At 67.6% G+C, this 22926-nt stretch carries 23 protein-coding genes and 1 pseudogene; 15 read left to right on the forward strand and 9 right to left on the reverse strand.

Annotation, left to right across the window (positions count from 1 at the left end; genetic code table 11):
• Positions 1-21: 21 nt before the first annotated feature.
• Both APZ15_RS29040 and APZ15_RS29045 read left to right on the forward strand, forming a co-directional pair.
• Positions 22-891, forward strand: coding sequence for a carbohydrate ABC transporter permease (locus APZ15_RS29040; RefSeq protein WP_027789456.1), 870 nt, complete (start codon positions 22-24; stop codon positions 889-891).
• Positions 888-1748, forward strand: coding sequence for a carbohydrate ABC transporter permease (locus APZ15_RS29045; RefSeq protein ID WP_027789455.1), 861 nt, complete (start codon positions 888-890; stop codon positions 1746-1748). The genes APZ15_RS29040 and APZ15_RS29045 overlap by 4 nt, the downstream gene beginning before the upstream one ends.
• A 97-nt stretch (positions 1749-1845) precedes the next feature.
• On the opposite strand, the gene APZ15_RS29050 is transcribed toward APZ15_RS29045, so the two are convergent.
• The gene (locus APZ15_RS29050; RefSeq protein WP_027789454.1) at positions 1846-2883 is read right to left on the reverse strand and encodes a LacI family DNA-binding transcriptional regulator; all 1038 of its coding nucleotides are present in this window, start codon (positions 2881-2883) and stop codon (positions 1846-1848) included.
• A gap of 6 nt (positions 2884-2889) precedes the next feature.
• On the opposite strand from APZ15_RS29050, the gene APZ15_RS29055 reads away from it, so the two are divergent.
• On the forward strand, positions 2890-3810 hold the full coding sequence (locus APZ15_RS29055; protein ID WP_152754305.1) for a phosphatidylinositol-specific phospholipase C: 921 nt from the start codon (positions 2890-2892) through the stop codon (positions 3808-3810).
• Here the strand turns inward: APZ15_RS29055 and APZ15_RS29060 are convergent.
• Positions 3807-4763: an alpha/beta hydrolase family protein gene (locus APZ15_RS29060; RefSeq protein WP_027789452.1), complete on the reverse strand. Its 957-nt coding sequence runs from the start codon at positions 4761-4763 to the stop codon at positions 3807-3809. The two genes, APZ15_RS29055 and APZ15_RS29060, sit on opposite strands and share 4 nt — an antisense overlap.
• Before the next feature lie 332 nt (positions 4764-5095).
• On the opposite strand from APZ15_RS29060, the gene APZ15_RS29065 reads away from it, so the two are divergent.
• From APZ15_RS29065 to APZ15_RS29080, 4 genes are all read left to right on the forward strand, one after another.
• On the forward strand, positions 5096-5557 hold the full coding sequence (locus APZ15_RS29065; protein ID WP_027789451.1) for a hypothetical protein: 462 nt from the start codon (positions 5096-5098) through the stop codon (positions 5555-5557).
• Entirely contained in the window at positions 5554-5754 is a 201-nt protein-coding gene (locus APZ15_RS29070; RefSeq protein WP_027789450.1) for a hypothetical protein, read from the forward strand. Before APZ15_RS29065 ends, APZ15_RS29070 begins: the two co-directional genes overlap by 4 nt.
• Positions 5755-5853: 99 nt before the next feature.
• Entirely contained in the window at positions 5854-6159 is a 306-nt protein-coding gene (locus tag APZ15_RS42330; protein WP_370448694.1) for a hypothetical protein, read from the forward strand.
• On the forward strand, positions 6156-6683 hold the full coding sequence (locus tag APZ15_RS29080) for a GNAT family N-acetyltransferase (protein WP_027789448.1): 528 nt from the start codon (positions 6156-6158) through the stop codon (positions 6681-6683). The genes APZ15_RS42330 and APZ15_RS29080 overlap by 4 nt, the downstream gene beginning before the upstream one ends.
• Positions 6684-6725: 42 nt before the next feature.
• Here the strand turns inward: APZ15_RS29080 and APZ15_RS29085 are convergent, their stop codons facing one another.
• Complete coding sequence (locus APZ15_RS29085) at positions 6726-7763, reverse strand: LysR family transcriptional regulator (RefSeq protein ID WP_226112754.1); 1038 nt, start codon at positions 7761-7763, stop codon at positions 6726-6728.
• Between APZ15_RS29085 and APZ15_RS29090 the strand changes: the two genes are divergently transcribed.
• Genes APZ15_RS29090 through APZ15_RS29100 form a run of 3 tightly spaced genes read left to right on the forward strand, consistent with a single transcriptional unit; the run spans position 7762 to position 11488 of the window.
• Positions 7762-8949: a M20 aminoacylase family protein gene (locus tag APZ15_RS29090; RefSeq protein ID WP_027789446.1), complete on the forward strand. Its 1188-nt coding sequence runs from the start codon at positions 7762-7764 to the stop codon at positions 8947-8949. The two genes, APZ15_RS29085 and APZ15_RS29090, sit on opposite strands and share 2 nt — an antisense overlap.
• A 60-nt stretch (positions 8950-9009) precedes the next feature.
• Positions 9010-10182: a porin gene (locus APZ15_RS29095; RefSeq protein ID WP_027789445.1), complete on the forward strand. Its 1173-nt coding sequence runs from the start codon at positions 9010-9012 to the stop codon at positions 10180-10182.
• A 13-nt stretch (positions 10183-10195) separates the two neighbouring features.
• Positions 10196-11488, forward strand: coding sequence for an MFS transporter (locus tag APZ15_RS29100; protein WP_027789444.1), 1293 nt, complete (start codon positions 10196-10198; stop codon positions 11486-11488).
• A gap of 101 nt (positions 11489-11589) precedes the next feature.
• Here APZ15_RS29100 and APZ15_RS29105 read toward each other — a convergent pair whose 3' ends face one another.
• Positions 11590-12651: an alkene reductase gene (locus tag APZ15_RS29105; RefSeq protein ID WP_027789443.1), complete on the reverse strand. Its 1062-nt coding sequence runs from the start codon at positions 12649-12651 to the stop codon at positions 11590-11592.
• 81 nt (positions 12652-12732) lie between these two features.
• Positions 12733-13041 (reverse strand): ArsR/SmtB family transcription factor, encoded by a 309-nt coding sequence (locus APZ15_RS29110; protein WP_027789442.1) that lies wholly within the window; start codon positions 13039-13041, stop codon positions 12733-12735.
• Between the two features lie 509 nt (positions 13042-13550).
• Here APZ15_RS29110 and APZ15_RS29115 point away from each other — a divergent pair.
• Both APZ15_RS29115 and APZ15_RS29120 read left to right on the forward strand, forming a co-directional pair.
• Positions 13551-14231 (forward strand): HAD family hydrolase, encoded by a 681-nt coding sequence (locus APZ15_RS29115; RefSeq protein ID WP_027789441.1) that lies wholly within the window; start codon positions 13551-13553, stop codon positions 14229-14231.
• Positions 14232-14525: 294 nt separating this feature from the next.
• Positions 14526-15695, forward strand: coding sequence for an alpha/beta fold hydrolase (locus APZ15_RS29120; protein ID WP_027789440.1), 1170 nt, complete (start codon positions 14526-14528; stop codon positions 15693-15695).
• Between the two features lie 102 nt (positions 15696-15797).
• Here APZ15_RS29120 and APZ15_RS29125 read toward each other — a convergent pair whose 3' ends face one another.
• The 4 genes from APZ15_RS29125 to APZ15_RS29140 all read right to left on the reverse strand — a co-directional run bounded on the left by APZ15_RS29125 (position 15798) and on the right by APZ15_RS29140 (position 19011).
• Positions 15798-16937 carry a patatin-like phospholipase family protein gene (locus APZ15_RS29125; protein ID WP_027789439.1) on the reverse strand — a complete coding sequence of 380 codons (1140 nt, stop codon included), beginning with the start codon at positions 16935-16937 and terminating at the stop codon, positions 15798-15800.
• A gap of 217 nt (positions 16938-17154) precedes the next feature.
• The gene (locus APZ15_RS29130; RefSeq protein WP_027789438.1) at positions 17155-17616 is read right to left on the reverse strand and encodes a cupin domain-containing protein; all 462 of its coding nucleotides are present in this window, start codon (positions 17614-17616) and stop codon (positions 17155-17157) included.
• 92 nt (positions 17617-17708) lie between these two features.
• Complete coding sequence (locus APZ15_RS29135; RefSeq protein ID WP_027789437.1) at positions 17709-18041, reverse strand: cupredoxin domain-containing protein; 333 nt, start codon at positions 18039-18041, stop codon at positions 17709-17711.
• Positions 18042-18066: 25 nt separating this feature from the next.
• On the reverse strand, positions 18067-19011 hold the full coding sequence (locus tag APZ15_RS29140) for a metallophosphoesterase family protein (protein ID WP_027789436.1): 945 nt from the start codon (positions 19009-19011) through the stop codon (positions 18067-18069).
• A 255-nt stretch (positions 19012-19266) separates the two neighbouring features.
• On the opposite strand from APZ15_RS29140, the pseudogene APZ15_RS29145 reads away from it, so the two are divergent.
• The 3 genes and pseudogenes from APZ15_RS29145 to APZ15_RS29155 form a co-directional block, all read left to right on the forward strand.
• Positions 19267-19602, forward strand: a pseudogene (locus tag APZ15_RS29145) (inorganic phosphate transporter); the annotation flags it as partial.
• A 194-nt stretch (positions 19603-19796) separates the two neighbouring features.
• A complete protein-coding gene (locus APZ15_RS29150; protein WP_027789434.1) occupies positions 19797-21551 on the forward strand; it encodes an ABC transporter permease in 1755 nt (584 codons plus the stop codon).
• 11 nt (positions 21552-21562) lie between these two features.
• The gene (locus APZ15_RS29155) at positions 21563-22909 is read left to right on the forward strand and encodes an ABC transporter ATP-binding protein (protein ID WP_027789433.1); all 1347 of its coding nucleotides are present in this window, start codon (positions 21563-21565) and stop codon (positions 22907-22909) included.
• Positions 22910-22926 lie beyond the last annotated feature (17 nt).

Here is a 22926-nt window from a genome sequence, read left to right on the forward strand (position 1 = left end):
GATGTCGTCCAGAACCCGCGCATGAAAGCCTTTGGCCGCAGCCTGCCGTTCGTCGCACTGCTCGGGCCCGCGCTGCTGGTGCTCGCCGCGCTCGCGCTGTATCCGGTCGTGCAGGTGCTGATCGATTCGTTCTGCCACGTCGACTACTCGGCCGGCCGCCGCGCATTCGCGGGGCTCGCGAACTATCGCGCGGTGCTCGGCGACGACGCGTTCACGGCCGGCTTCGGCAACACGCTGCGCTTCACGATCGTCGCGTCGCTCGCCGAAGTCGCGCTGGGTTTCGGTCTTGCGCTGCTGTTCGTGCGCGCGTTTCCGGGGCGGCGCATCGCGCTGCCGCTCGCGATCCTGCCGATGATGCTGTCCACGCTCGTGTGCTCGGCGATCTGGCGCAACTGGCTCAACTTCGACGGCTTCCTGAACGCGCTCCTCGCGGCGTTCGGCGTCGAAGGCGTGCGCTGGCTGTCCGATCCGCATCTCGCGTTGTGGTCGCTCGCGCTCGTCGACGTGTGGCAGTGGACGCCGATGGCCTTCCTGATCGTGCTGGCCGGGTTGCAGTCGATCCCGCAGGAACTGTACGAAGCCGCGCGCACCGACGGCGCGAGCGAGTGGCAGTGCCTGCGCGACATCACGCTGCCGCTCGCGGCGCCGCAGATCGGCCTCGCGCTGCTGCTGCGCTCGATCGACACGTTCAAGCTGTTCGACAAGGTCTATGCGCTGACGGGCGGCGGCCCCGGCAACGCGACGCAGACGCTGTCGACCTATATCTACGACACGGGCTTCCGCTTCTTCAACGTCGGGCCGGCGAGCGCCGCGTCGGTGCTGATGCTCGCGGCGTCCGCGCTGCTGGTCTCGGGGTATGTATGGCAGACGGTTCGCAAGCGGCGCGCATGACAGCGCAATCCGCAGGCATTTCGCGCGCGCGCACGGGCGCCGCATTCGGCCGCGCATTGCCCTGGGCGCTGCGCATCGCCGCGCTCGCGCTGTTGCTGCTGCCGTGCCTGTGGATGGCCGGCGCGGCCTTCATGCCGACGCTCGAACGTCTCGATCATCCGATGCGGATCTGGCCGGCCGCGCCGACCTTCGCGCATTTCGCATCGGTTTGGTCCAACGGCATCGGCGCGCCGCTCTTCAATTCGCTGCTGGTCGGCTTCGGCACGACGCTCTTCGCGCTGGCGCTCGCGTTTCCGGCCGCGTACGCGCTCGTGCGGCTGCGGTTTCCGGCGCGGCTCGACCTGCTGTTCCTGATGCTCGTGCTTGCGTTGAAGCTGATGCCGCCGATCACGATCGCGGTGCCGCTGTTCGCGCTCGCGAAACGGCTGCACCTGCTCGATTCGACGCCCGGCCTGATGCTCGCGTATCAGATCTATGCGCTGCCGATGGCGATCTGGATGCTGCTCGCGTTCGTGCGCGACGTGCCGATCGAATACGAGGAAGCGGCCTGCATCGACGGCGCGGGGCTGGCTCGACGGCTGGTGCAGATCGTGCTGCCGCTGTGCGCGCCGGGCCTGATCGCGACCGCGATCTTCGTGTTCATCGCCGCTTGGAACGAATTCCTGATCGCGCTGCTGTTCGTGTCGACGCCGAGCCGCTTCACGCTGCCGCTCGCGATCGCCGGCTACGTGACGGAGAACGGGATCGACTGGGGCGACCTGATGAGCGCGGGGCTGATGGCGTCGCTGCCCACGCTGGCCGTGGCCGGCTATGTGCAGCGCTACCTGCTGCGCGGGTTCGCGGGCGGGTTGAAGTGACGCCGATGCAGGGCGGCGGTGCGCCGCGCGGCAGGCACCGCTGCGCGCTCGCGCCTGTCATGCAACCCGTTGGCGCGCGCGTGCGCACCGCACGTCGCTACGCCGGACGGCCGGCGCAGCTGTGACGAACGACGCAGGTCACCGGCACGACCCGCGTGCGCGATGCGCCGGCGAACGCCTGCATCCGCTCGGCGAGCATGTCGACGGCCGCGTTCGCGAGGCCTTGCGTATCCTGACGGAGCGTCGTCAGCGCATAGCCGTCGAATGCGGCGGCAGGAATGTCGTCGAAGCCGATGACGCGCAAGTCTTCCGGCACGCGCAGCCCGAACTGCTGGCGCGCGGTGTCGATCAAGCCCAACGCGAGCAGGTCGGACGAGCAGAACACGCCGTCCGGAACGGTGTCGCCGGACAGCAGATGTCGTGCCGCTTCGACACCGCATGCGTATGTGTCGGACGGCGTGTCTTGAATCCGTACGCTTGCAGCGCGATCGGTATCGCCGTGACGACGCAGCGCTTCGACGAACGCAGCGGCACGCGCGTTCGCACTGTAGCTCGCGTTGCGCGGCCCGACGAACGCAACCCGGCGCGCGCCCGCCTGCGCGAGCATTCGCGCGGCATGCGCGGCGCCCGCCGCGTTGTCGCTCACGACGATATCCGCGCCCGGCAGGTTCGCGTCGCGGTTGATCATCACGACCGGGATCCGGTGTTCGAGATACTGCTGCGCGACCGACAGCGGCGGCGACGCGGACGTCATCACGAGGCCCGCGATCCGGTAGCTGAGCAGTTGCTCGAGCGATTGCCGGACCTGGCGCGGGTCTTCCGCATTGGTCACGAGCGGCGTGAGCGCGCGCTGCCCGAGGGCGGCCATCAGGTCCGACAGCAGCCGCGCGCGAAACGGATTCTCGAACCCGGCCGTCACGACGCCGATCATGCTGCTGCGCTGCGTGATCATGTCGCGCGCGATCAGGTTGACCTGGTAGCCGAGCGCGCGCGCGGCGATCATCACGCGCTCACGCGTTTGCGGTGCGATGCTCGCCGTCGGCGAGAATGCACGCGACACCGCGGAGCGCGATACGCCGGCGCGCGCCGCGACATCCGACGCCGTCACCCACGGTTTTCTTTCCTTGTCATTCATCGATTCATGATTCCTTCGAGCCACGATACGTGCACGCCGCCTGCCGACTGGATGTCGGCGCTCGACGACGCGCGGCCGCTGCATACGCTGACCCTACCGGGCAGCCATGACACCTGTGCGTATACGGTCGACGATGCGCTCGTGCGCACGCAACGCGCGCCGCTCGATGCGCAGCTCGCGCACGGCGTGCGGCTGCTCGACATCCGCTGCCGGCACGTGCGCGACGCGTTCGACATTCATCACGGCGGCATCGCGCTCGGCATGACGTTCGACGACGTGCTGGCCGATTGCATGCGTTTTCTCGACGAACATCCGCGCGAATGCATCGTGATGTCGGTGAAGGACGAATGGCCGGCGCACGCGTGCACACGCAGTTTCGATGCGACGTTCGATGCGCATCGCGCGCGGCATCCGCGGCTGCGCTGGCATGCCGGCGGCACGCTGCCCGCGCTCGGCGACGTGCGCGGCGCGATCGTGCTGCTGCGGCGCTTTCGCAGCAGCCGGCCGCTCGGCATCGACCTGACCGCGTGGCCCGACAACGCGACGTTCACGATCGATCATCCCGACGGCGCGTTCGTGATCCAGGACGAATATCGCGTGCCGGTGGCGGCATCGATCGGCTGGAAGTGGCGTGCGATCGACGCGCTGCTGACGGACCTGCCGTCGCCGGACAGTGGCCGCTGGGCGATCAATTTCTGCAGCGGGACCGGCATGGGCGCGAATCCGTCGGTCGTTGCCCACGGCGACGGCAGGGTGCAGGGCATTCATGCGCGGCTGGCCGCACGGCTGCGCGAGCAGCGCGGCCCGTGCGGCGCGATGCTGCTCGATTTCTGCGATGACGACGATTGGGCGCTGGTGCGCGCGCTGATCGCGTGCAACGATCACGCGCCGGTGCCGGGTGGGTGGCGCAAGGCGTTTCGCTGTTAGCGAAGATGGGCGGTGAAGAATGCGAGCGCCTTGGCATCGAGCATCGCGTGGAATGCCGCGCGGTCGAATCCCTTCGCATCGGTGCAGACTTCAGGCGAGTCGTGCGCCAGTTGTTCGGGGCACGGCGCGAGAAATGCGAAGTGCGCGGAATTCGGCACGACGTGGAATTCCGGCCGTCGCGGCAGCAGGCCGGCCAGCGCGGGGGCCGAATCCGGCTCCACGCCGTCGCCGCCCGCTTCGGACGCCCAGAGCTGGATCGGCGCGTGCACGTCCTTCAGCGTTTCGGCGGTCGGGAATTCGTCGAGCGGGTCGGCGAGCACGTAGGCCTTGATCCTCGGATCGTGCGTCAGCGGTTGGCGCGGCAGGTCGTGGTCGCGGATCTGCTTGCAGATCGGCCAGGTCGGGTCCGGGCAGGCCACGTGCGCATGCACGAAATCCGGATTCGCGCCGGCCAGCACGAGGCCCGTATAACCGCCGCGCGAGAAGCCGAAGAAGCCGATCCGCGCGGGATCGACATGCGCGGCATCGGGCGCGTTGGCCAGCATGTAGTCGATCAGGCGCTTGATGTCCGCCGGACGCTCGGCAAATTCCCGCAGGTCGGCCGCGTGGCTCATGTCGGCATGCGTGTCGCCGGGATGATTGATCGCCGCGACGACGAAGCCGGCGTCGGCGAGCGTTTCGGCGAGGTCGTGATGGCCGAAGTACGTGCCGGCGTGACCGTGCGAGATCACGACGAGCGGCAGCTTGTCGCCGACGGTCGGGCAGTCGCGTTGCCCTTTCAATTCGAAAGGCCCGATCGTGAGCGTCCGGGCGGCGTCCGCGCAGGGTGTCCATACGACTGCCTTCAGTGCGGGGCCGCCGGCGTCGGCCGGAATCCGGACGAACTTGATGCCGGCCGCGTGCGCGAGCGTGGCGGCCAGGCAGAGGAGGACAGCCGAAAGCCAGGTTCGCATGTAGATTCCCGGGGCGTGCGCGAGGCGGGCCGCCATCGCGACTCGCCGTATCCTGACGAAAATTGGCGGTCGTGTACAGCGGTGTCGATCGGCGAGCGGATACCGGTCTGCGTACCGGCGCAGGCGAATGACGATAAATTGTCCAGGGTTCGTTCGCGACACTTCGTAACGAACTCGACGATGCAAGCGTACATGCGTCGGGGCTGCGCTCGGCCGTGGTGTGGAGGCGTTGAGCCGCCTGAATGAGGATGCGTTGCGACCGGATGAGTCCGGTGAGGGCGTCAGCGTGGGTCGTCATTGCTAGAATCACCGCGCTTTCACGGGGATTTCTCATGACGCAATGCAAGACTTTTTACGCGGCATTCAGGGACAACATGGATGCCCTCGGGTTACCCGCACCGGCAAGCTTGTTCGCTGCGCAGCAAACCGCAACGGGCACGCTCGTAACTATTCTCGGTACGCTCAAAACGCTCGGCCCGACTGCCACCGTCGGCGAACTGATCGGAGCGACGACCGGACTGGAACTGCTGGCAGCCGCGTCCGCACTCGGCGCGAGCTTTTACGTCGGAGCAGCGATCGGCAGCTTGATCGTTGCTGCGAACGCATCGATGGTGTGCAGCAGGCATGACATGGCCGCCGTCGACGGGGTTCGTATCTGGGCGGGCCGTCGTGGCCTGGCGGTTCCGCAAGATGTCTGTCGCGTGATCGAACGGTATCCGGAGGTGCTTCGACCCACGCAAAACAGCGTGACGTTTGCGATCCGTGCGCGCGCAATCGGGAGGGTGGCCGCATGAGCAGGATTGCCGACAGGATTGGATTGATCGCCGCGGCCGTTGTCGTCGCTGCTGTTGCGTGGGCGTTGCTTCACTATTCGGGGAACTGGTTTTTCCCCGTTGCGGCGCTCATCGCATTGGTTGCATTGCTCGCCGACAATCAACGCTTGAGGAAGCGCTTGCTTGACTTGGGGGAGGACCCACGCTCACGGAAGTAACGTGTCCTGCACGTCAGGCGGCGCAGGATAGGCACGTAACGCAATGAACGTTCATTCGAGATCCGGACTGAGGCCGATTACGATGCCGCTTTGAAGGCGGTGTCCGCGCTTGTCGATACCGATCCGGTGCCTGGCTCGCCGGATGGTGACGAACTGGAGATTCCAGGGATCCCGATCGAGCGCTACGAAAGCGAACACTTTTCGGTTGAAGGCGCCGAATCCGAGCGCGCGACGAGCGCGGCGACGCTCGGCCCCGGTGTGCCGGCGGTGACGAGCAGGGCGACGGCGACGACGGCGAGTGCGGACAACGTCATGACGGGCCTCGTGGGTGGGACGTTCGAAACGTATGAAGTTTCGATTATAGTGACGGCCGTTCCGGACTGCCTGCCTGAATTGCCGTCATGACTGCATCGATTCTGATCCGCCCCGCCACGCGGGAAGACGCGGCCGCAATGGCCGCCGTGGAAGTCGCCGCCGCGCAGCGGTTTCGCGAAATCGGCATGACCGACATCGCCGATGGCGAGCCGACCGATGCGGCCGACGTGCTCGCGCGCATCGACGACGGCCGCGCGGTTGTCGCGGTCGATGCGCAGGGCACGTGCGTCGGGTTCGCGTTCTACCGGCTGCTCGATGCACAGCGGTTGTATCTGGAGGAACTGGATGTCGCGCCGTCGCATGCCGGACAGCGGATCGGCGCGCGCCTGATCGAACAGGTGAGCGCGCGCGCCGCGCAGGAAGGCATCGCGGATGTCGTGCTGTCGACGTTTCGCGATGCGCCGTGGAATGCGCCATATTACGCGCGCCTGGGTTTCAGCATCGTCGACGACGCCACGCTCGACGACACGCTGCGGGCGATCCGCGCGCACCACGTCGCGCTCGGGCTCGACGAGACGCAGCGCGTGTTCATGCGGATGCGCGTCCCGGGCTGACGCAGTCGCGGCGAGTTGCGGTGCGGGCAGCGCGACCGGGTGTCAGCGCAATGCCCGGCTTCCGGTCACCGGCAGCGACGCGAACGCGGCCTCCACGTGCGCCAGAAAATCGGACGCGGGCCGCGTCAGTTGCAGGCCGGGCGGCGTGAGCCGGTACAACTGAAGCGGTGGCGGCGACATCGGCAATGGCAGCGGCGTCAGCTTCTGGCCGAACACGGTTTCCGCGAGCGACAGCCGGGTCCACGAGAAAATCGCATCGTTGGTCATGAGCAGGCTGTAGAACAGCGCATACGACGTGCAGCGCGTGATACAGCGCGGCGGGGGCAGGCCCGCGTGTTCATGCAGGTCGCGGATATAGGTGGGGAAGTTGTCGCTGGCGTCGGCGTGGATCCATTCCGCGTCGCGCAGCGCCTCGAGCGATGTCGCGCCCGCGAAGCGCCCGTTCTCGCGGGTGACGAACGCGGTGTCGAACGTGCGGATCGCCCTGATGTCGACCGACTCGGCAATGGGGCCCGTGACGGCGACGAAGGCGAGATCGAGCGTGCGATTGCGCAACTGTTCCGTGAGCAGGTTGAACGTCAGTTCCCGAAGTTCGCATTCGACGTTCGGCCAGTGGCGGCGGAAGGCGGCGTAGGCTTCCGCAAAGCCCGTCACCGCGACGATCGGCGTGAAGCCGATCACGAGCCGCCCGTCACGCAGCCCCTTCATGTGCGCCATGTCCTCGCTCGCCCGTTCGAGCTCGCGCACGACGGCCTGGGCGCGCCCGAGCAGTGCGTCGCCTTCCGGCGTCGGCACCACGCCCCACGGTTTGCGCTCGAGGAGCGTCACGCCGAACTCGTTTTCCAGTTCCTGGATCGCCTTGCTGATGGCCGGCTGCGTGACGTGCAGGGCCCTGGCCGCCGCCTTGATGCTGCCGGCCGTCGTGACCGCGACGAGTGCGCGCAATTGATGGATTTTCATGATGCGGAAGATATTACCAAAAGTTATCCGCATCAAAATTCGTGAGTTTTTTGACCCGAAACGCGTCTTTATGCTTGGCCGGGACGGTCGCGAGGCGGCCGATTCCACGGAGCCATCCATGACGCAGAACCTTGCTCACGTACTCGCGGCGATTCGCGAGTCGGAGTCCCGATTCGTTGCGATCCGCCGCGACATCCACGCCCATCCCGAACTCGGTTTCGCCGAGACCCGCACCGCGCAGCTCGTCGCCGAACAACTGGCCACATGGGGCTACGACGTGACGACGGGGGTGGGAGGCACCGGCGTCGTCGGCCAGTTGCGGCGCGGCGCGTCGGTGCGCACGCTCGGCCTGCGCGCCGACATGGATGCGCTGCCGATCGAGGAGGCGACGGGGCTGCCGTATGCGAGCACGGTTGCGCGCACGATGCACGCATGCGGTCACGACGGCCACACGGCGATCTTGCTCGCCGCCGCCCACTATCTTGCCGAACAGGGCCGTTTCGACGGCACGCTCAACGTGATCTTCCAGCCGGCCGAGGAAGGGCTCGGCGGCGCAAAGCGGATGATCGACGACGGCCTGTTCGAACGTTTCCCGTGCGAACGCGTGTATGCGCTGCACAACGCGCCGGGCGTGCCGGTCGGCCATTTCGCGTTGCGCTACGGGCCGATGATGGCGTCGTCCGATTCGGTGACGATCACCGTGACGGGCAAAGGCGGGCATGGCGCGATGCCGCAGCTCGCGAGCGACCCGATCGTCGCGGGCGCGCAGATCGTGACCGCGCTGCAATCGATCGTCTCCCGCAACGTCGATCCGCTGAAGCCGGCCGTCGTGACCGTCGGCACGTTCCATGCGGGCACTGCCCCGAACGTGATCCCGGAAACGGCGACGTTGCAGTTGTCCGTGCGCGCGCTCGACGCGGCTACGCGCGACGAAATCGAGGCGCGGATCCACCGCATCGTCGACGCGCAGGCGCAGGCGTTCGGGATAACCGCGCAGATCGAATACCGGTCGATCTCGCGTGTCGTGGACAACGACCGTGCGGCGTCGGATCTCGCGGTGGAGACGATCGCGGCGCTGGCCGGCGAAGGCGCGCTCACGCTGTTGCCCGATGGCGTGATGGGCAGCGAGGATTTCTCGTGGATGACCGAATGCGCACCGTGTTGCTACGTGCTGGTCGGCAATGGCGTCGATTCCCGGGGCGGATGTTCGGTGCACAACCCGCATTACGACTTCAACGACAGCGCGCTGAGCTGGGGGGCAGCCTATTTCGCCGGGATTGCCGAACGCTTCCTGAAGATGGACTGACGAAGGCGCAAAGGAGACGCGCTGGCCGGATCTTGGTTGACTTGACGATGAGGATGACGAATGAAAAAGCGATTTGCACTAGGCGCGGCCTGTCTCGCGTTCGGCGCCGGCAACGCGCGCGCCGTGCCCTATCAGGACGTGTTGCTGGCGGCGGTGCCCGAGTACAACGGCAGGATGACGGAGGGAGTCGCGCTGTATGGTTCGCTCGACATGGGGATCAACTACCAGACGGTCGGCGGCCGTTCGCTGTGGCAGACGCAGAGCGGCGGTGAGTGGACCTCCAAATTCGGCTTCTTCGGCCGCGAGAACCTCGGTGGCGGCTGGCGCGCCGAGTTCAATCTCGAAAGCGGTTTTCTCGCGAACAGCGGCGCGCAGCAGGATGCGCAATCGACGTACAACAGGCAATCGTGGGTCGGCCTGTCGTCGGACAGCTACGGCCGGTTGCGTCTCGGCAAGCAGATCGGCACGGCGCTGCCGCTGTTCATCGACGTGTTCGGCACGGTGGGCACGAACTCGGTCTATACGTGGCTGGGCGCGGCAGCCGTGCAGACGAGCCGCGGCGTCGGCTACAACTCGGACCTCGGGCCGGGGGCGACGCAATTGCCGGCGCGCGTCGACAACGCCATCACGTACCGTACGCCGATCGTCGCGGGCACCACGTCGCTGATGCTGATGTTTGCGCCGAGCAACGTGGCCGGGCGGGCACCCGTGGCGTCCGCGCAAGGCGCGCTGCTGCAGTGGTACAACGGCACGACCTATCTGGCCGCGAGCTACAACCAGGTGTGGGGCGTCAACGGGGCGAGCACCGTGCGCAACGACCTGTACGGGCTCGGCGCCGTCTATGACACCGGGCGGATCGTGCTGTCCGCATCGTTCAACCAGTACGCGCCGAAGCTGGCCGGCGACGGCATTGCGCGCGTCTACACGCTCGGCGCGATCGTGCCGTTCGGCGTCAATGCGATTCGCGCGTCGGTTGTCTATCGCGATACGTCGGGTGTGCGCGACGCGGCCGGCCAGCCGGCCAGGGATTCGGCACTCGGTGCGATGCTGGGCTACGACTACCTGCTGTCGAAACGCACGGGCCTTTATGCGCGTGCGGGGTTCATCCGCAACTACGGCATCTCGACGGTGTTGCTGAACGGCAATCCGCTGCCGACCGAACCGGGCGGAACGACACCGCGCACCGGGACGACACCCGTGACACTGTCGCTCGGCATGTATCACAACTTCTGAACGGGAATTTTCGATGCATACCCTGAATCGCACGGCCGCTGCGCCGGTCGAATCCGGGCCGCGCGTAACGCGCCGCACGGTCGTTGCGGCCGCACTCGGCAACGGGCTCGAATTCTTCGACTTCACCGTCTACAGTTTCTTCGCCGCATTGATCGGCAAGCTGTTCTTTCCCGCGTCGAGCGATGTGGGCGCGCTGATGCTGTCGCTCGCGACGTTCGGTGTCGGGTTCGTCGCACGGCCGCTCGGCAGCGTCGCGATCGGCGCCTATGCGGACCGGGCCGGCCGCAAGCCCGCGCTCGTGCTGACGGTCGCATTGATGGCGCTTGGCACCGGGATCATCGGCTTCGCGCCGACCTATGCGCAGATCGGCATCGCCGCGCCGCTGCTGATCGTCATCGGGCGTCTGCTGCAGGGCTTTTCGGCGGGTGGCGAAGTGGGGGCCGCGACGACCCTGCTGATGGAGTCGGGTGACACCGGCCGGCGCGGCGAGCGGGTGAGCTGGCAGATGGCGAGCCAGGGCGGTGCGACGCTCGTCGGCGCGTTCGTCGCGCTGACGCTGTCGCGCGCACTGCCGCCCGACGCGCTGCACGCGTGGGGGTGGCGCGTCCCGTTCGTGCTCGGTCTGCTGATCGGCCCGGTCGGTTTTTACCTGCGGCGCCATCTGGACGATACGCTGCCGCACGCAGCCGCCGGCGCACCGCGCGAGCGTGCGCGCATTCCGTGGCGGCAGGTCGCGGCCGGCACGCTGCTCGTGATCGGCGGCACGTCGACCACCTATACGATCGTGTTTTTCCTGCCGTCGTTCCTGACGCTGACCGTCGGCATGCCGGCATCGGTGTCGCTGCTGTCGGGCTGCGCGGCAGGTGCAGTGCTGCTGCTCGGTTCGCCGCTCGCGGGGCGGCTCGCGGATCGCGTGCGTCGTCGCAAGCGGCTGGTGGGCGTGACGTGCGTCGCTTCAGCCGTGCTCGTGCTGCCAGCGTTTTACGCGATGAAGATGTGGCCGTCGGCGGGCACCGCGGTTGCGGTCGTGATCGTGCTGATCGGCTTGATGACGCTGTCGAGTCCCGCCGGCTTCGTGATGATCCTCGATGCGTTTCGGCCCGAGGTGCGGGCGATGTCGCTCGGGATGATCTATGCGCTCGGCGTGACGATTTTCGGCGGGTTCGCGCAACTGATCGTCGGCGCGATGTGGCGCGCGACCGGCAGCTTTTACGCGCCTGCGTGGTATGTGCTGGGATGCAGCGTCGCGAGTCTGGCCGGTCTGGCGCTGTTCGCGGAAGCGTCCGACGTGGAAGGCAGGCGATGAACGGGAGGGGCGGACACGCGACGTGCCCGCCCTGGGGATGGCGTGCGCGACGAACGGACGGGCGGGGCCTCTCCGTTCATCGCGCGTGCGCTGTCGCGCAATCAGGCCGCGTCGCTCAGCGCCGGGTAATCGGTATAACCCGTTTCGCCTTCCGCGTAGAACGTCTCCGGCACCGGCTGGTTGAGCGGTGCGCCGAGTTCGAGGCGGCGCGGCAGGTCGGGGTTCGCGATGAACAGCTTGCCCCATGCGATTGCGTCGGCGTTGCCGCTGGCGAGCGCGGCTTGCGCGGTGTCGAGCGTGAACTGCTCGTTGGCGATCAGCGGGCCGCCGAACGCTTCCTTCAGGCGCGGGCTCAGGTGGTCGCCCGAATACGATTCGCGCGTGAAGATGAACGCGATCTTGCGGCGGCCGAGTTCGCGCGCGACATAGCCGAACGTTGCCGCCGGATCGGAATCGCCCATCGTGTGCGCGTCACCGCGCGGTGCGAGGTGCACGCCGACGCGGCCGGCGCCCCACACGTCGATCGCGGCGTCGACCACTTCGAGCAGCAGGCGCGCGCGGTTCTCGATCGGGCCGCCGTACGCATCGGTGCGGTGGTTGGTGCTGTCCTGCAGGAACTGGTCGAGCAGGTAGCCGTTCGCGCCGTGGATCTCGACGCCATCGAAGCCGGCGGCCTTCGCATTCTCGGCACCCTTGCGGTACGCGGCGACGATGCCCGGGATCTCGTCGAGTTCGAGTGCGCGCGGCGTCACGTACGGACGCTGCGGACGCACGAGGCTCACGTGGCCACCCGCGGCGATTGGGCTCGGTGCGACCGGCAGGTCGCCGTTCAGGAACACCGGGTCGGAGATCCGGCCGACGTGCCAGAGCTGCAGCACGATGCGCCCGCCGGCCGCGTGCACGGCCTGCGTCACCTGCTTCCAGCCTTCGACCTGTTCGTCGGACCAGATGCCGGGCGTGTCGGCATAACCGACGCCCTGCGGCGTGACCGACGTCGCTTCGGTAATGATCAGGCCGGCCGATGCGCGCTCGCGGTAATAGCGCGCCATCAGCGCATTCGGCACGCGCGTCGTACCCGCACGGGCGCGGGTGAGCGGCGCCATCACGATGCGGTTCGGCAGGGTCAGGTCGCCGAGGGTAACGGGGTCGAACAACGTTGGCATGGCAGATAACCTCTTCACTAAGGGCGGGAACTCCGTCGCGTCATGTGCGGCGGCGGCCCGCATGGCCGGTTCGGCCGTTGGCTAGAGTTCGCGGCGCAATGCGTCGTGAAATGCGTCGATGACGGCCTCGTTGCGCTGGAAAAACGCCCACTGGCCGATCCGCGTCGACGTCACGAGCCCCGCGCGCTGCAGCGTCGCGAGGTGTGCTGAGACGGTCGATTGCGACAGCCCGCAGCGCGCGTCGATCTGGCCCGCGCAGACGCCGTGTTCATACGGCAGCGTCTGGTTCGGGAAATGCACGTCGGGCGTTTTCAGCCAGGCGAGGATTTCCCGGCGCACGGGGTTCGAGAGCGCTTTCAGGATCGCTTCGATGTCGAGTTCGGTCGGCATGGACAGGTTTGGCGTTTCGCTCGGGTAACGAGGTATCGTCGATGGGCGAATCTTATATCGGAACTTGACGATATGTTTGAAAGCATTGCCGGCAATAGGGTTGATAGCGAAGGGCGATTGCGGGGACAGAGCAAGACGACCGCGAAGGACGCGGAGCGGAGCCGCCGTCCCGCCACGCGCCATCCGGCCCTCGGTCGGGCACGTCGACGATCTCGTGCCTTCCCTGCGTCGCATCGACGTGCGCGAGCGTATCGAGCACGCGTATCGCGGGCGGGTAGCCGCAAGCATCGGCAACTCGAGCAGCGCCTCGTCGCTGGATTTTCCCGGGCGACGCACCACATTGCGCATCCTGTGGGATGCTACGCGGCGAGGCGCGACCCGGACGGGTTCGACGCGGCCGATCGCGAGCCATCCGGCCAGGCGCGCCGATCGATCGACGCGCGCGTGCGCATCGCAACGTCATGCCGGTTCGTCCATCGCGCACGAGCCGATTTTTTGCGGAGTCTTTCATGTCTGTTCGGGCCGTCATCTTCGATTTCGATCTGACGCTGGCGGATTCGTCCGCCGCGATCGTCGCGTGCACGGAGTACGCGTTGCATCAGCTGGATGCCGCCGGCGCGACACCGGCGCAGATCGCGGCCGTGATCGGGCTGCCGCTGCACGAGATGTTTCGCTCGCTGACGGGCGAAACCGAGCCGGCGCGGGCCGACGCGTTCGCGCGTCACTTCGTGGTGCGGGCCGACGAGATCATGGTGCGCGGCACGCGCATCTATCCCGAGGTGCCGCCCCTGCTCGCGCGTCTGCGCGAGCAGGGTCTCGCGGTCGCGATCGTTTCGTCGAAGTTTCGCTACCGGATCGAGGCGATCCTTGCGCTGAACCAGTTGCAATCGCTCGTCGACGTGCTGATCGGCGGGGAAGACGTGCAGCGTCACAAGCCCGATCCCGAAGGGCTCGTGCTGGCGTTGGCGCGGCTTGGCTTGCCGGCTCGTTCGGCGATCTACGTGGGCGACCACGCGGTGGACGCGCAGGCGGCCGAGCGCGCCGGCGTGGCGTTCGTCGGCGCGGTGAGCGGGATGACGTCGTTCGACGGATGGGCACGTGCGGGCAAGCAGGCGGTCGCCAACCATATCGGCGAACTGGACGCGATCGTGCAGCGGATGCGGCGCGACTCGTCCGCGGCATCGGGCTGACGCGCCCCCGAGCGGCGCCCGCGCCGACGCGCCGCGAGTAGCGTTGCGCCCGTTGCGGAGGCGGGAATCGCGGTGTCGAGCACACGTTCACCGCCGAGGGTGGTCGCAACCGCTGCGCCGGCGAGCGGGTCGTCGACGATTCGCTCTGCTACGATCCTCAACACCATGCGCCCGGTGCGGATATCGGCACGCTGCCCGATTCGCAGCGCGTGCCGGTGTTCGACTACCCGGCCACCGGCGACGGATTTTGCGACCCTCGCCGTTAAAGTCATATCCGCCACTCGATCCGTCGCCATGTCACTCATTTCCGTCGCCTTCGCCAACCTCCGGTTCTCGGGCGTGCTGCCGGCCGCCCGAACGCTGTCATGCGCCGTTTCGCTCGCGGCAGCCTGTGCCGCCGTCGGCATGCCGGGCGGCGCGCGTCCGGCCGAAGCCGCCACGCTCACGCAGCGCGAACGCCTCGAGGCGCCGGTCAAGGCCGTCGCCGGCCAGCGCGTGGCCGTCGATACGCCGCAGGGCAATGCGGTGCTGCCCGTCTACGCCGATCGTCCGCTCGACCAGGCCGCGCCCGATGTCACGCGGGTGTTCGTCGTGATTCACGGCACGCTTCGCAATGCCGACGCGTACTACGCATCGGGGCGCGAGGTCGTCGAAAAGGCCGGTGCGGCCGGCAAGGGCACGATGGTCGTCGCACCGCAGTTCCTGACGCGCGCCGATACGCGGGCGTTTTCGTTGCCCGCGCAGACGCTCGCCTGGACGCAGGAAGGATGGAAGGGCGGCGACGCGGCCCGTCAGCCGGGGCCGATCAGTTCGTTCACCGCGCTCGACGCATTGCTCGCGCATTTCGCCGACCGCAGCCTGTATCCCGCGTTGTCGAGCGTGGTCGTGATCGGCCATTCCGCCGGCGCGCAGTTGCTGCAGCGCTATGCGGTGGCCGGGCACGAGGGCGACGCGCTGGTACGGGCCGGCATCGCCGTGCGTTATGTGGTCGCGAACCCGTCGAGCTACCTGTATTTCGACGACGAACGGCCGGACGGCCAGGCGATCGCGGGCGGTACCTGCCCGCGCGCGAACGAGTGGAAATACGGGCTGGAGTCGGCGCCGCCCTATGTCGCGTCGCAGGACGTGCGCGCACTCGAAACGCGCTACGCGGCGCGTCATGTCGTATACCTGCTCGGGCAGGCCGACACGAATCCTTACACGCACTTCATCGACCGTTCGTGCGCGGCGATGGCGCAAGGCCCGTACCGGCTCGCGCGCGGGCTCGCGTATTTCGACTACCTGAAGAAGCGGCATCCGGACGATCTCGCGCAGCAGGTCGTCGAGGTGCCGGGCGTCGGGCACGACAATCTCGGCATGTTCACGTCCGCCTGCGGGCTCGCCGTGCTGTTCGGGCAGGCGCTGCCGCAATCGTGTCCGGTCGTCGCCGGTACCGCGCCGGCCGTGCGCGCGGAATTGCCGTAAGCCGTCGTGCCTTCGTGTGATAACCGCCGCGTCGACGATCGATCGGAGGCCGATCGCGCGTGATTTCGCCATGCTGCCGGCGCGCGATGGCGGCGCCGCGCGTCATGCCGGTGTTCCGGCGCCCGGCGCCGCGTCCGGGTCGAATACCGTCAGCCCTTCCGTCGGGTCCGTCGGCAGCTCCCACGGACGTGCGGCGATCGCCCGCCGCGCGGCGTCGTAACCGGCCTGCCGGCGGGCCGCGATGCCGGCCGGCGTGAAATCGATGTCCTTCAGCTGATTGTCGCTGGCGAGGCGCGGCGCCGCGAGCTTGACCAGGTGCATCGTGGTTTCGCATCCCCACGCGGCGAGCCGGCGCACGGCCGGCGACGCGCGTTCGGCTTCCGGCACGTGGCGGGCCAGTTCGCGGATCACGTGGCGCAGCCGGTGAATCTGCTGCTGGCGCGCGATGTGGCTGTCGGTGCGGCTCGCGTACTGGATGTCCTTCTGTCGCTCCGACACCTGCCAGATGCTCTCGGGCTCCGGGCCCGCCGGATTCCACATCTGTACCGAGAAGATGATCGAGCTGCGGCGCGGATTGTCGTCGAGCACGACCTCGACCGGCGTGTTCGAATACACGCCGCCGTCCCAGTAAGGCTCGCCGTCGATCCGTATCGCCGGAAACGCGGGCGGCAGCGCGCCCGAGCTCATGATGTGCTCGATCCCGAGCCGCGTATCGCGCGAATCGAAATAGCGCATCGTGCCGGTGCACGCATTGACCGCGCTGACGGTCAGGCGCGGGTGGCCCGCGTTCAGCAGGTCGGGGTCGATCAGCGACGCGAGTGTGTCGCGCAGCGGTGCGATCCGGTAATACGACGCGCGATCGACGCCGAGGCGCACCATCGGCCCGAGCCACGAGGCCGGATTGGGCTGGAAGAATCCCGCGATGCCGCCGCCGATGATCATCAGCTCGGCCAGCATCCGGTCCCAGCCGGGCACCAGCGGCGGGACGTCGAAACGGGTTCGTTCGGTCACGCGCCGCCAGAACGCCGACAGCTTGTCGTAACGCTGCTCCGGCGGATTCCCGGCGATCAGCGCCGCGTTGATCGCACCGATCGACGTGCCGACCACCCAGTCGGGCCGGATCCCGGCTTCGTCCATCGCCTGAAAGACGCCGAGCTGGAACGCGCCCAGTGCGCCGCCGCCCTGGAGCACGAGCACGACTTGTCCGGGGAGGTTCATGCGTGCCGGTTCGCTCGCGGTCATGGCTCGCCTCGCTGCGTGTGAAGGTGGGTCGGAACCGAATGGCTCGATTCAGTGTAGGCGATGGCCGGCGGAGATCGCGCGCCGCGCAATGGCGATTCGCGCCTGCTTCGCCGGTCGCTTCCGGCGCCTTCGGCGCGGTGGCCGGCGTCGCGAAGCCGGCGTCCGGCGCGCTCGCGGCGTGCCTCGCGGTGCATCCGCGCGCGACCCGCGACCCGCGTCACGCGTCCGGGTAAGGCGTGCCGTCCTTGTGCAGGAACCGGCCGTCGCGGCTCGGGCTCATCATGTCGATGTCCGGGCAGGTGATCACGTCGTCCGGCGAACGCGAGCCGACTTCGAGATAGACGGCAACCGCGTCCGACCGGTTGACCAGGTGATGGCCGTTGCCCGAGTTCTTCGGAAACGCCGCGCAGTCGCCCGCGCGCAGCACGGTTTCGCCGTCGTCCTCGATCATCACGAGTTCGCCTTCGAGCACGTAGACGAATTCGTCTTCGTCGGAATGCCAGTGGCGCTGCGCCGACCAGCCGCCCGGCGGCACGCGCATCAGGTTGACGCCGAAATCGCGCAACCCGCCGGCGTCGCCGACGCGCTGGCGGATGCGCTGCGCGCACGGCGCGTCGAACGGCCGCGGATAGCCGCTGCCGCGGCGTTCGGGCACGGCGTTGAGGTCGATCCTGGGCATGGGCGGCTCCGTCGGCCACGCGGGCGAATGGGATGCGGGCATTGTAGGCGCCGCTGCCCGCCATTCGTCCGCGCATGTCGTGGTGCGCCGCGTCATTCCACCGTGATGGTCTCCTTCATGTACGGGTGAATCCCGCAGAACACCTTGTAGACGCCCGGCTTGTCGAAGCGGAACGAGTACGTGTCGCCCTGGTCGAGCGCCGACGAGTGAAAGATGCCGGCGTCGTTGACGACGGTATGCGGCTCCCCGTCGAGGTTCTTCCACGTGACCGTCGTGCCGGCCTTGATCGTGGTCGACATCGGCGAAAACATGAAATTGCGGATCGTCACGAGCGGGCCGCCCGGGCCCTGAGCGAACGCGGCGAGCGGGGCGGTGGCGCACAGGATCAGCGCCGCGACGAGGCTGGCGTGCTTGAAGCGGGTCATGTCGGTCTCCTTGCGGTTCGGTGCGTCAGGCCAGCGTCGCATCGTGCAGCGACGACGCAACCGGATGGCCCGCGAATTCGACGGTCGTCACGCCGAGCATCGACGGCAGCCGGTCGCGCGGCACGGTGAGCGGCACGGGGCCCGGGCCGTTGCCGGCCGTCGGCTGCGGGAACGCGGTGGAGCGCGCGGTGTGGAACGTCACGTTGCCCTCGACCTTCGACACGATCTGGTGGATGTGTCCGTTCAGCACGGTGACCGAGCCGAAGCGTCGCAGCAGCGCCATCGTCTGCGGCGCGTCGCCGGTGCCCCAGCCCCACGGCTCGTAGATGGTCCACATCGGCATGTGCGAGAACACGACGATCGGCGTGCTCGACGAGCGGCCCTTGAGATCCTGCGCGAGCCAAGCGAGTTGGTCGTCGCCGAAGCTGCCGAGCCCGTTCGGCTTGAAGTGCATCACGTTGACGAGGCCGATGAAGTGCACGCCCGCGTGATCGAAGCTGTAATAGCCGCGGTTGTCGGACGCCTTGCCGAACCGGCTGAAATATTCGGCGCCCGAACCGTCGGTGACGTCGTGCTCGCCGGGCACCGTATGCAGTTCCGGCACGCGCAGCGCGGACAGCAGCTGCGACGCGTGGTCGAACTCCTCGGCCTTGGACAGGTGCGTGATGTCGCCCGTGTGGATGGCCAGCGCGGGCATCGCGGGCATGCCGTTGACGAGGTCGATCGTCTGCTTGAGCGTGGCCGATACATCGGGATTCGCGTCCTTGTTGAAGCCGATGTGCGTGTCGCTGACCTGCACGAACAGCGGCTTGCCCGCGTTGGCCGGGAGCGCGTCGCCGGTCTGCGCGAGCGCCAGGTCGAACGGCGTCAGGATGCCGCCCGACAGCGTAAACAGCGTGCCGAGGCCGCCGAAGGCCATGCATTGCAGGGCCTTGCGGCGCGACGGGCGGGTGGGGGTCGATGAAGACATGGGAGCCTCGCAATCGTGTGACGAAACCGGACGGCCGGATCGTCCTGGAATAAACCGGCGCCTTCGCGTGCCATACCGGCGAAGCGGCGGATTTATTCCCGCGCGTTGCGCGGTCGATCACCCGTGTTCGCGGCTTGCGCGGCGATGCGCTGTCCCGGAAAGATGACCTGTCAATGTCCTGTAAGTGACACGTCACATTTGCGTCACGGCCGATCGATAGCCTGCCACTCCGAGTCACCTCTCCGGAGCCCCTTCATGCCGAATCTCGCGGCAACGGAAACCAGCGGTGCGGTCGGCAACCGCACGCGTGCCGTCAGCCTCGCGCTGATTTTTCTGATCGTTGCCTGCGGCATCGTCTACGTCGGCATCCATCCGGGCGCCGATCTCGGCCCCGTCAAGGAAAGCTCGATCCTCCCGTTCCTGCTGCTGGTTGTCGCGCTGCTGGTCGCGCTCGGCTTCGAGTGCGTCAACGGTTTCCACGACGCCGCGAACGCGGTCGCGACCGCCATCCATACGCACCCGCTCGATCCGCACCTCGCCGTCGTGCGGTCGGGCCTCCGGAACCTGTTCGGCGTGCTCGTGTCGAGCGGCCCGGGCCTGCGCCGGGATGCGGTGCGTAACCTGATGCTCGCGCGGGTGCTGACGCTGCCCGCGTCGATCGCGCTGTCGGCCGTGCCGTACCGGGCGCTGCACGGGCTGTTCTGATTCGCGCCGGGGGGGCGCCTTCCGGCTGCGCGGCGCGTGGCCGGTCCCGTCGATTTTCAATTCAGCACAAGACGCTACCGATGGATATCAGGTTCTTCGATCCGAATCGCACCGCGAACGCTTCGGCGTGGCGCGTGCTCCCCAACCGCTGGGATGCCATCGCGTTTCCGCTGATCATCTGCCTGCTCGCGATGGCGATCGTCGGCTTCCATCAGACGATGGCGCCGATCGGCACCCTGCAGACGCAGAAGATCTCGCTCGACCCGTCGAACCTGCCCGAATACGCGCTGCGCACCACGCTGCGGATGCTCGCCGCGATGGTCGCGTCGCTCGCGTTCACGCTCGTCTACGGCACGCTCGCCGCGAAGAGCCGCCGCGTCGGCATGGTGCTGATCCCGATCCTCGACATCCTGCAGTCGGTGCCGGTGCTCGGCTACATCTCGTTTACCGTCACGTTCTTCCTCGCACTGTTTCCGGGCCGCGTGCTCGGTGCCGAGCTGGCCGCGATCTTCGCGATCTTCACGAGCCAGGCCTGGAACATGACGTTCAGCTTCTATCAGTCGCTGCGTACGGTGCCGCGCGACCTGAGCGAAGTGTCGCGCGGCTTTCACCTGACGCCGTGGCAACGCTTCTGGAAGCTCGAGGTGCCGTTCTCGATGCCGGGCCTGATCTGGAACATGATGATGTCGATGTCGGGCGGCTGGTTCTTCGTCGTCGCGTCCGAGGCGATCACCGTCGGCAACCAGACGATCACGCTGCCGGGCATCGGCGCGTATCTCGCGCAGGCGATCTCGGACAAGAACCTCGGTGCGGTCGGCTGGGTGATCGTCGCGATGTCGGTCGTGATCCTCGCTTATGACCAGTTCCTGTTCCGCCCGCTCGTCGCCTGGGCCGACAAGTTCCGGATGGAGAACACCGCGTCGGGCGATGCGCCGCAATCCTGGCTGCTCGACATGATGCGCCGCACGCACCTGATCCATCAGCTGCTCGTGCCGGCCGGCTGGCTGCTGTCGCAGGCCGCGCGGATTCCGCTGCGCGCGCCGTCGCGGCAGGGTACGCGTGCGCGCGGCGCATCGGCGGGCCGCTCGTCGCGCATCGGCGACATCGTGTGGGGCGCGTTCGTGATCCTGCTGACGGTGTACGTCGTGTGGCGCGTTGTCAGCTTCGTCGCGACCGGCGTGACGATGGGCGAGGTCGGCCACGTGCTCGGGCTCGGGCTCGTCACGCTGTTGCGCGTGCTGGTGCTGATCGCGATCGCGTCGCTGGTCTGGGTGCCGCTCGGCGTGCTGATCGGGCTGCGCCCGAAGCTGGCCGAGAAGATCCAGCCGCTCGCGCAGTTCCTCGCCGCGTTCCCGGCCAACCTGCTGTTCCCGGTGTTCGTGATCGTGATTGTCCGCTTCCACCTGAATGCGGACATCTGGCTGTCGCCGCTGATCGTGCTCGGCACGCAGTGGTACATCCTTTTCAACGTGATCGCCGGCGCGATGTCCTACCCGAACGACTACAAGGAAGCGACGAAGAATTTCCGCATCCGCGGCTGGCAGTGGTGGCGGCAGGCGATCCTGCCCGGGATCTTCCCGTACTACGTGACGGGGGCGATCACCGCGTCGGGCGGTGCGTGGAACGCGAGCATCGTGTCCGAGTTCGTGCAGTGGGGCGACACGAAGGTCGTCGCGCACGGCCTGGGCTCGTACATCGCGCAGACTACCGCCGCCGGCGATTTTCCGAAGATCATCCTGGGCATCGCCGTGATGTCCCTGTTCGTCACCTTGTTCAACCGTCTGCTGTGGCGTCCGATGTACGCCTATGCGGAATCCCGGCTCCGTCTCGATTGAGAGTAAGCGCGATGCAAAATTCGAACGTTATCAACGCCCCCGTCAAGACGTCCCAGCCGCTGCAGCCGCCGCGCCTCGGCGAAGAAATCCTGCGCGTCGACCACGTCTGTCGCGGCTTCAACAAGACGCAGGGCGAGCTGCTCGTGCTCGACGATGCGAACCTGTCGCTGCGCGAAGGCGAGATCGTCGGCCTGCTCGGCCGTTCCGGCTCGGGCAAGTCGACGCTGCTGCGCATCATCGCCGGGCTGATCGAGCCGACCGGCGGCGAGGTGACCTATCTCGGCAAGCCGCTGCGCGGCCCGGCCGAAGGCGTCGCGATGGTGTTCCAGACCTTCGCGCTGTTCCCGTGGCTCACCGTGCTGCAGAACGTGGAAGCCGGGCTGGAAGCGCTCGGCGTCGGCGCGCGCGAGCGGCGCGAGCGTGCGCTCGCCGCGATCGACCTGATCGGTCTCGACGGTTTCGAGAACGCGTACCCGCGCGAGCTGTCGGGCGGCATGCGCCAGCGCGTCGGCTTTGCGCGTGCACTCGTCGTCGATCCGACGATCCTGCTGATGGACGAGCCGTTCTCCGCGCTCGACGTGCTGACCGCCGAGACGCTGCGTACCGACCTGCTCGACCTGTGGACGCAAGGCCGCATGCCGATCAAGTCAGTGCTGATCGTCACGCACAACATCGAGGAAGCGGTGTTCATGTGCGACCGGATCCTCGTGCTGTCGTCGAACCCGGGCCGCGTGATCGCCGAGATCAAGGTGCCGTTCAAGCATCCGCGCAACCGGCTCGACCCGGATTTCCGCAAGCTCGTCGACGACATCTACGCGAAGATGACCGCGCGCCAGACCAACGAGGCGACGAAGAAGGGGCTGGAGCTCGGCAGCTGGATGCCGCGCGTGTCGACCAACCTGATGGCCGGCCTGATCGAGACGCTCGCGATGGCGCCGTACCACGGCCGCGCGGACATGCCGGAAATCGCGCGCACGCTGCATCTCGAGGTCGACGACCTGTTCCCGATCGCCGAAGTGCTGCAATACCTCGGCTTCGCGGACGTGCGGGAAGGGGACGTGTTCCTGACGCCGCCGGCGCGTGTGTTCGCGGAGTTCGGCACGCAGGAGCGCAAGCTGATGTTCGCGGATCACCTGCTGAAGCACGTGCCGCTGGCTGCACGGATCAGGAAGGTGCTGAACGAGCGCCCGGGCCATCGCGCGCCGCGCGTGCGCTTCGAGCAGGAGCTGGAGGATTTCCTGTCCGATGAAGCCGCTGAGGAAACGCTCGACGCGGTGATCGACTGGGGGCGTTACGGCGAAGTCTTTTCGTATAACGACAAGACGGAAGTGTTCAGTCTCGAGGATGTCGAGAGCTGAAGTCCGTGCCCGAATGG

It is taken from the genome of Burkholderia cepacia ATCC 25416 (genome assembly GCF_001411495.1).
In the GTDB taxonomy this organism is placed as follows: domain Bacteria; phylum Pseudomonadota; class Gammaproteobacteria; order Burkholderiales; family Burkholderiaceae; genus Burkholderia; species Burkholderia cepacia.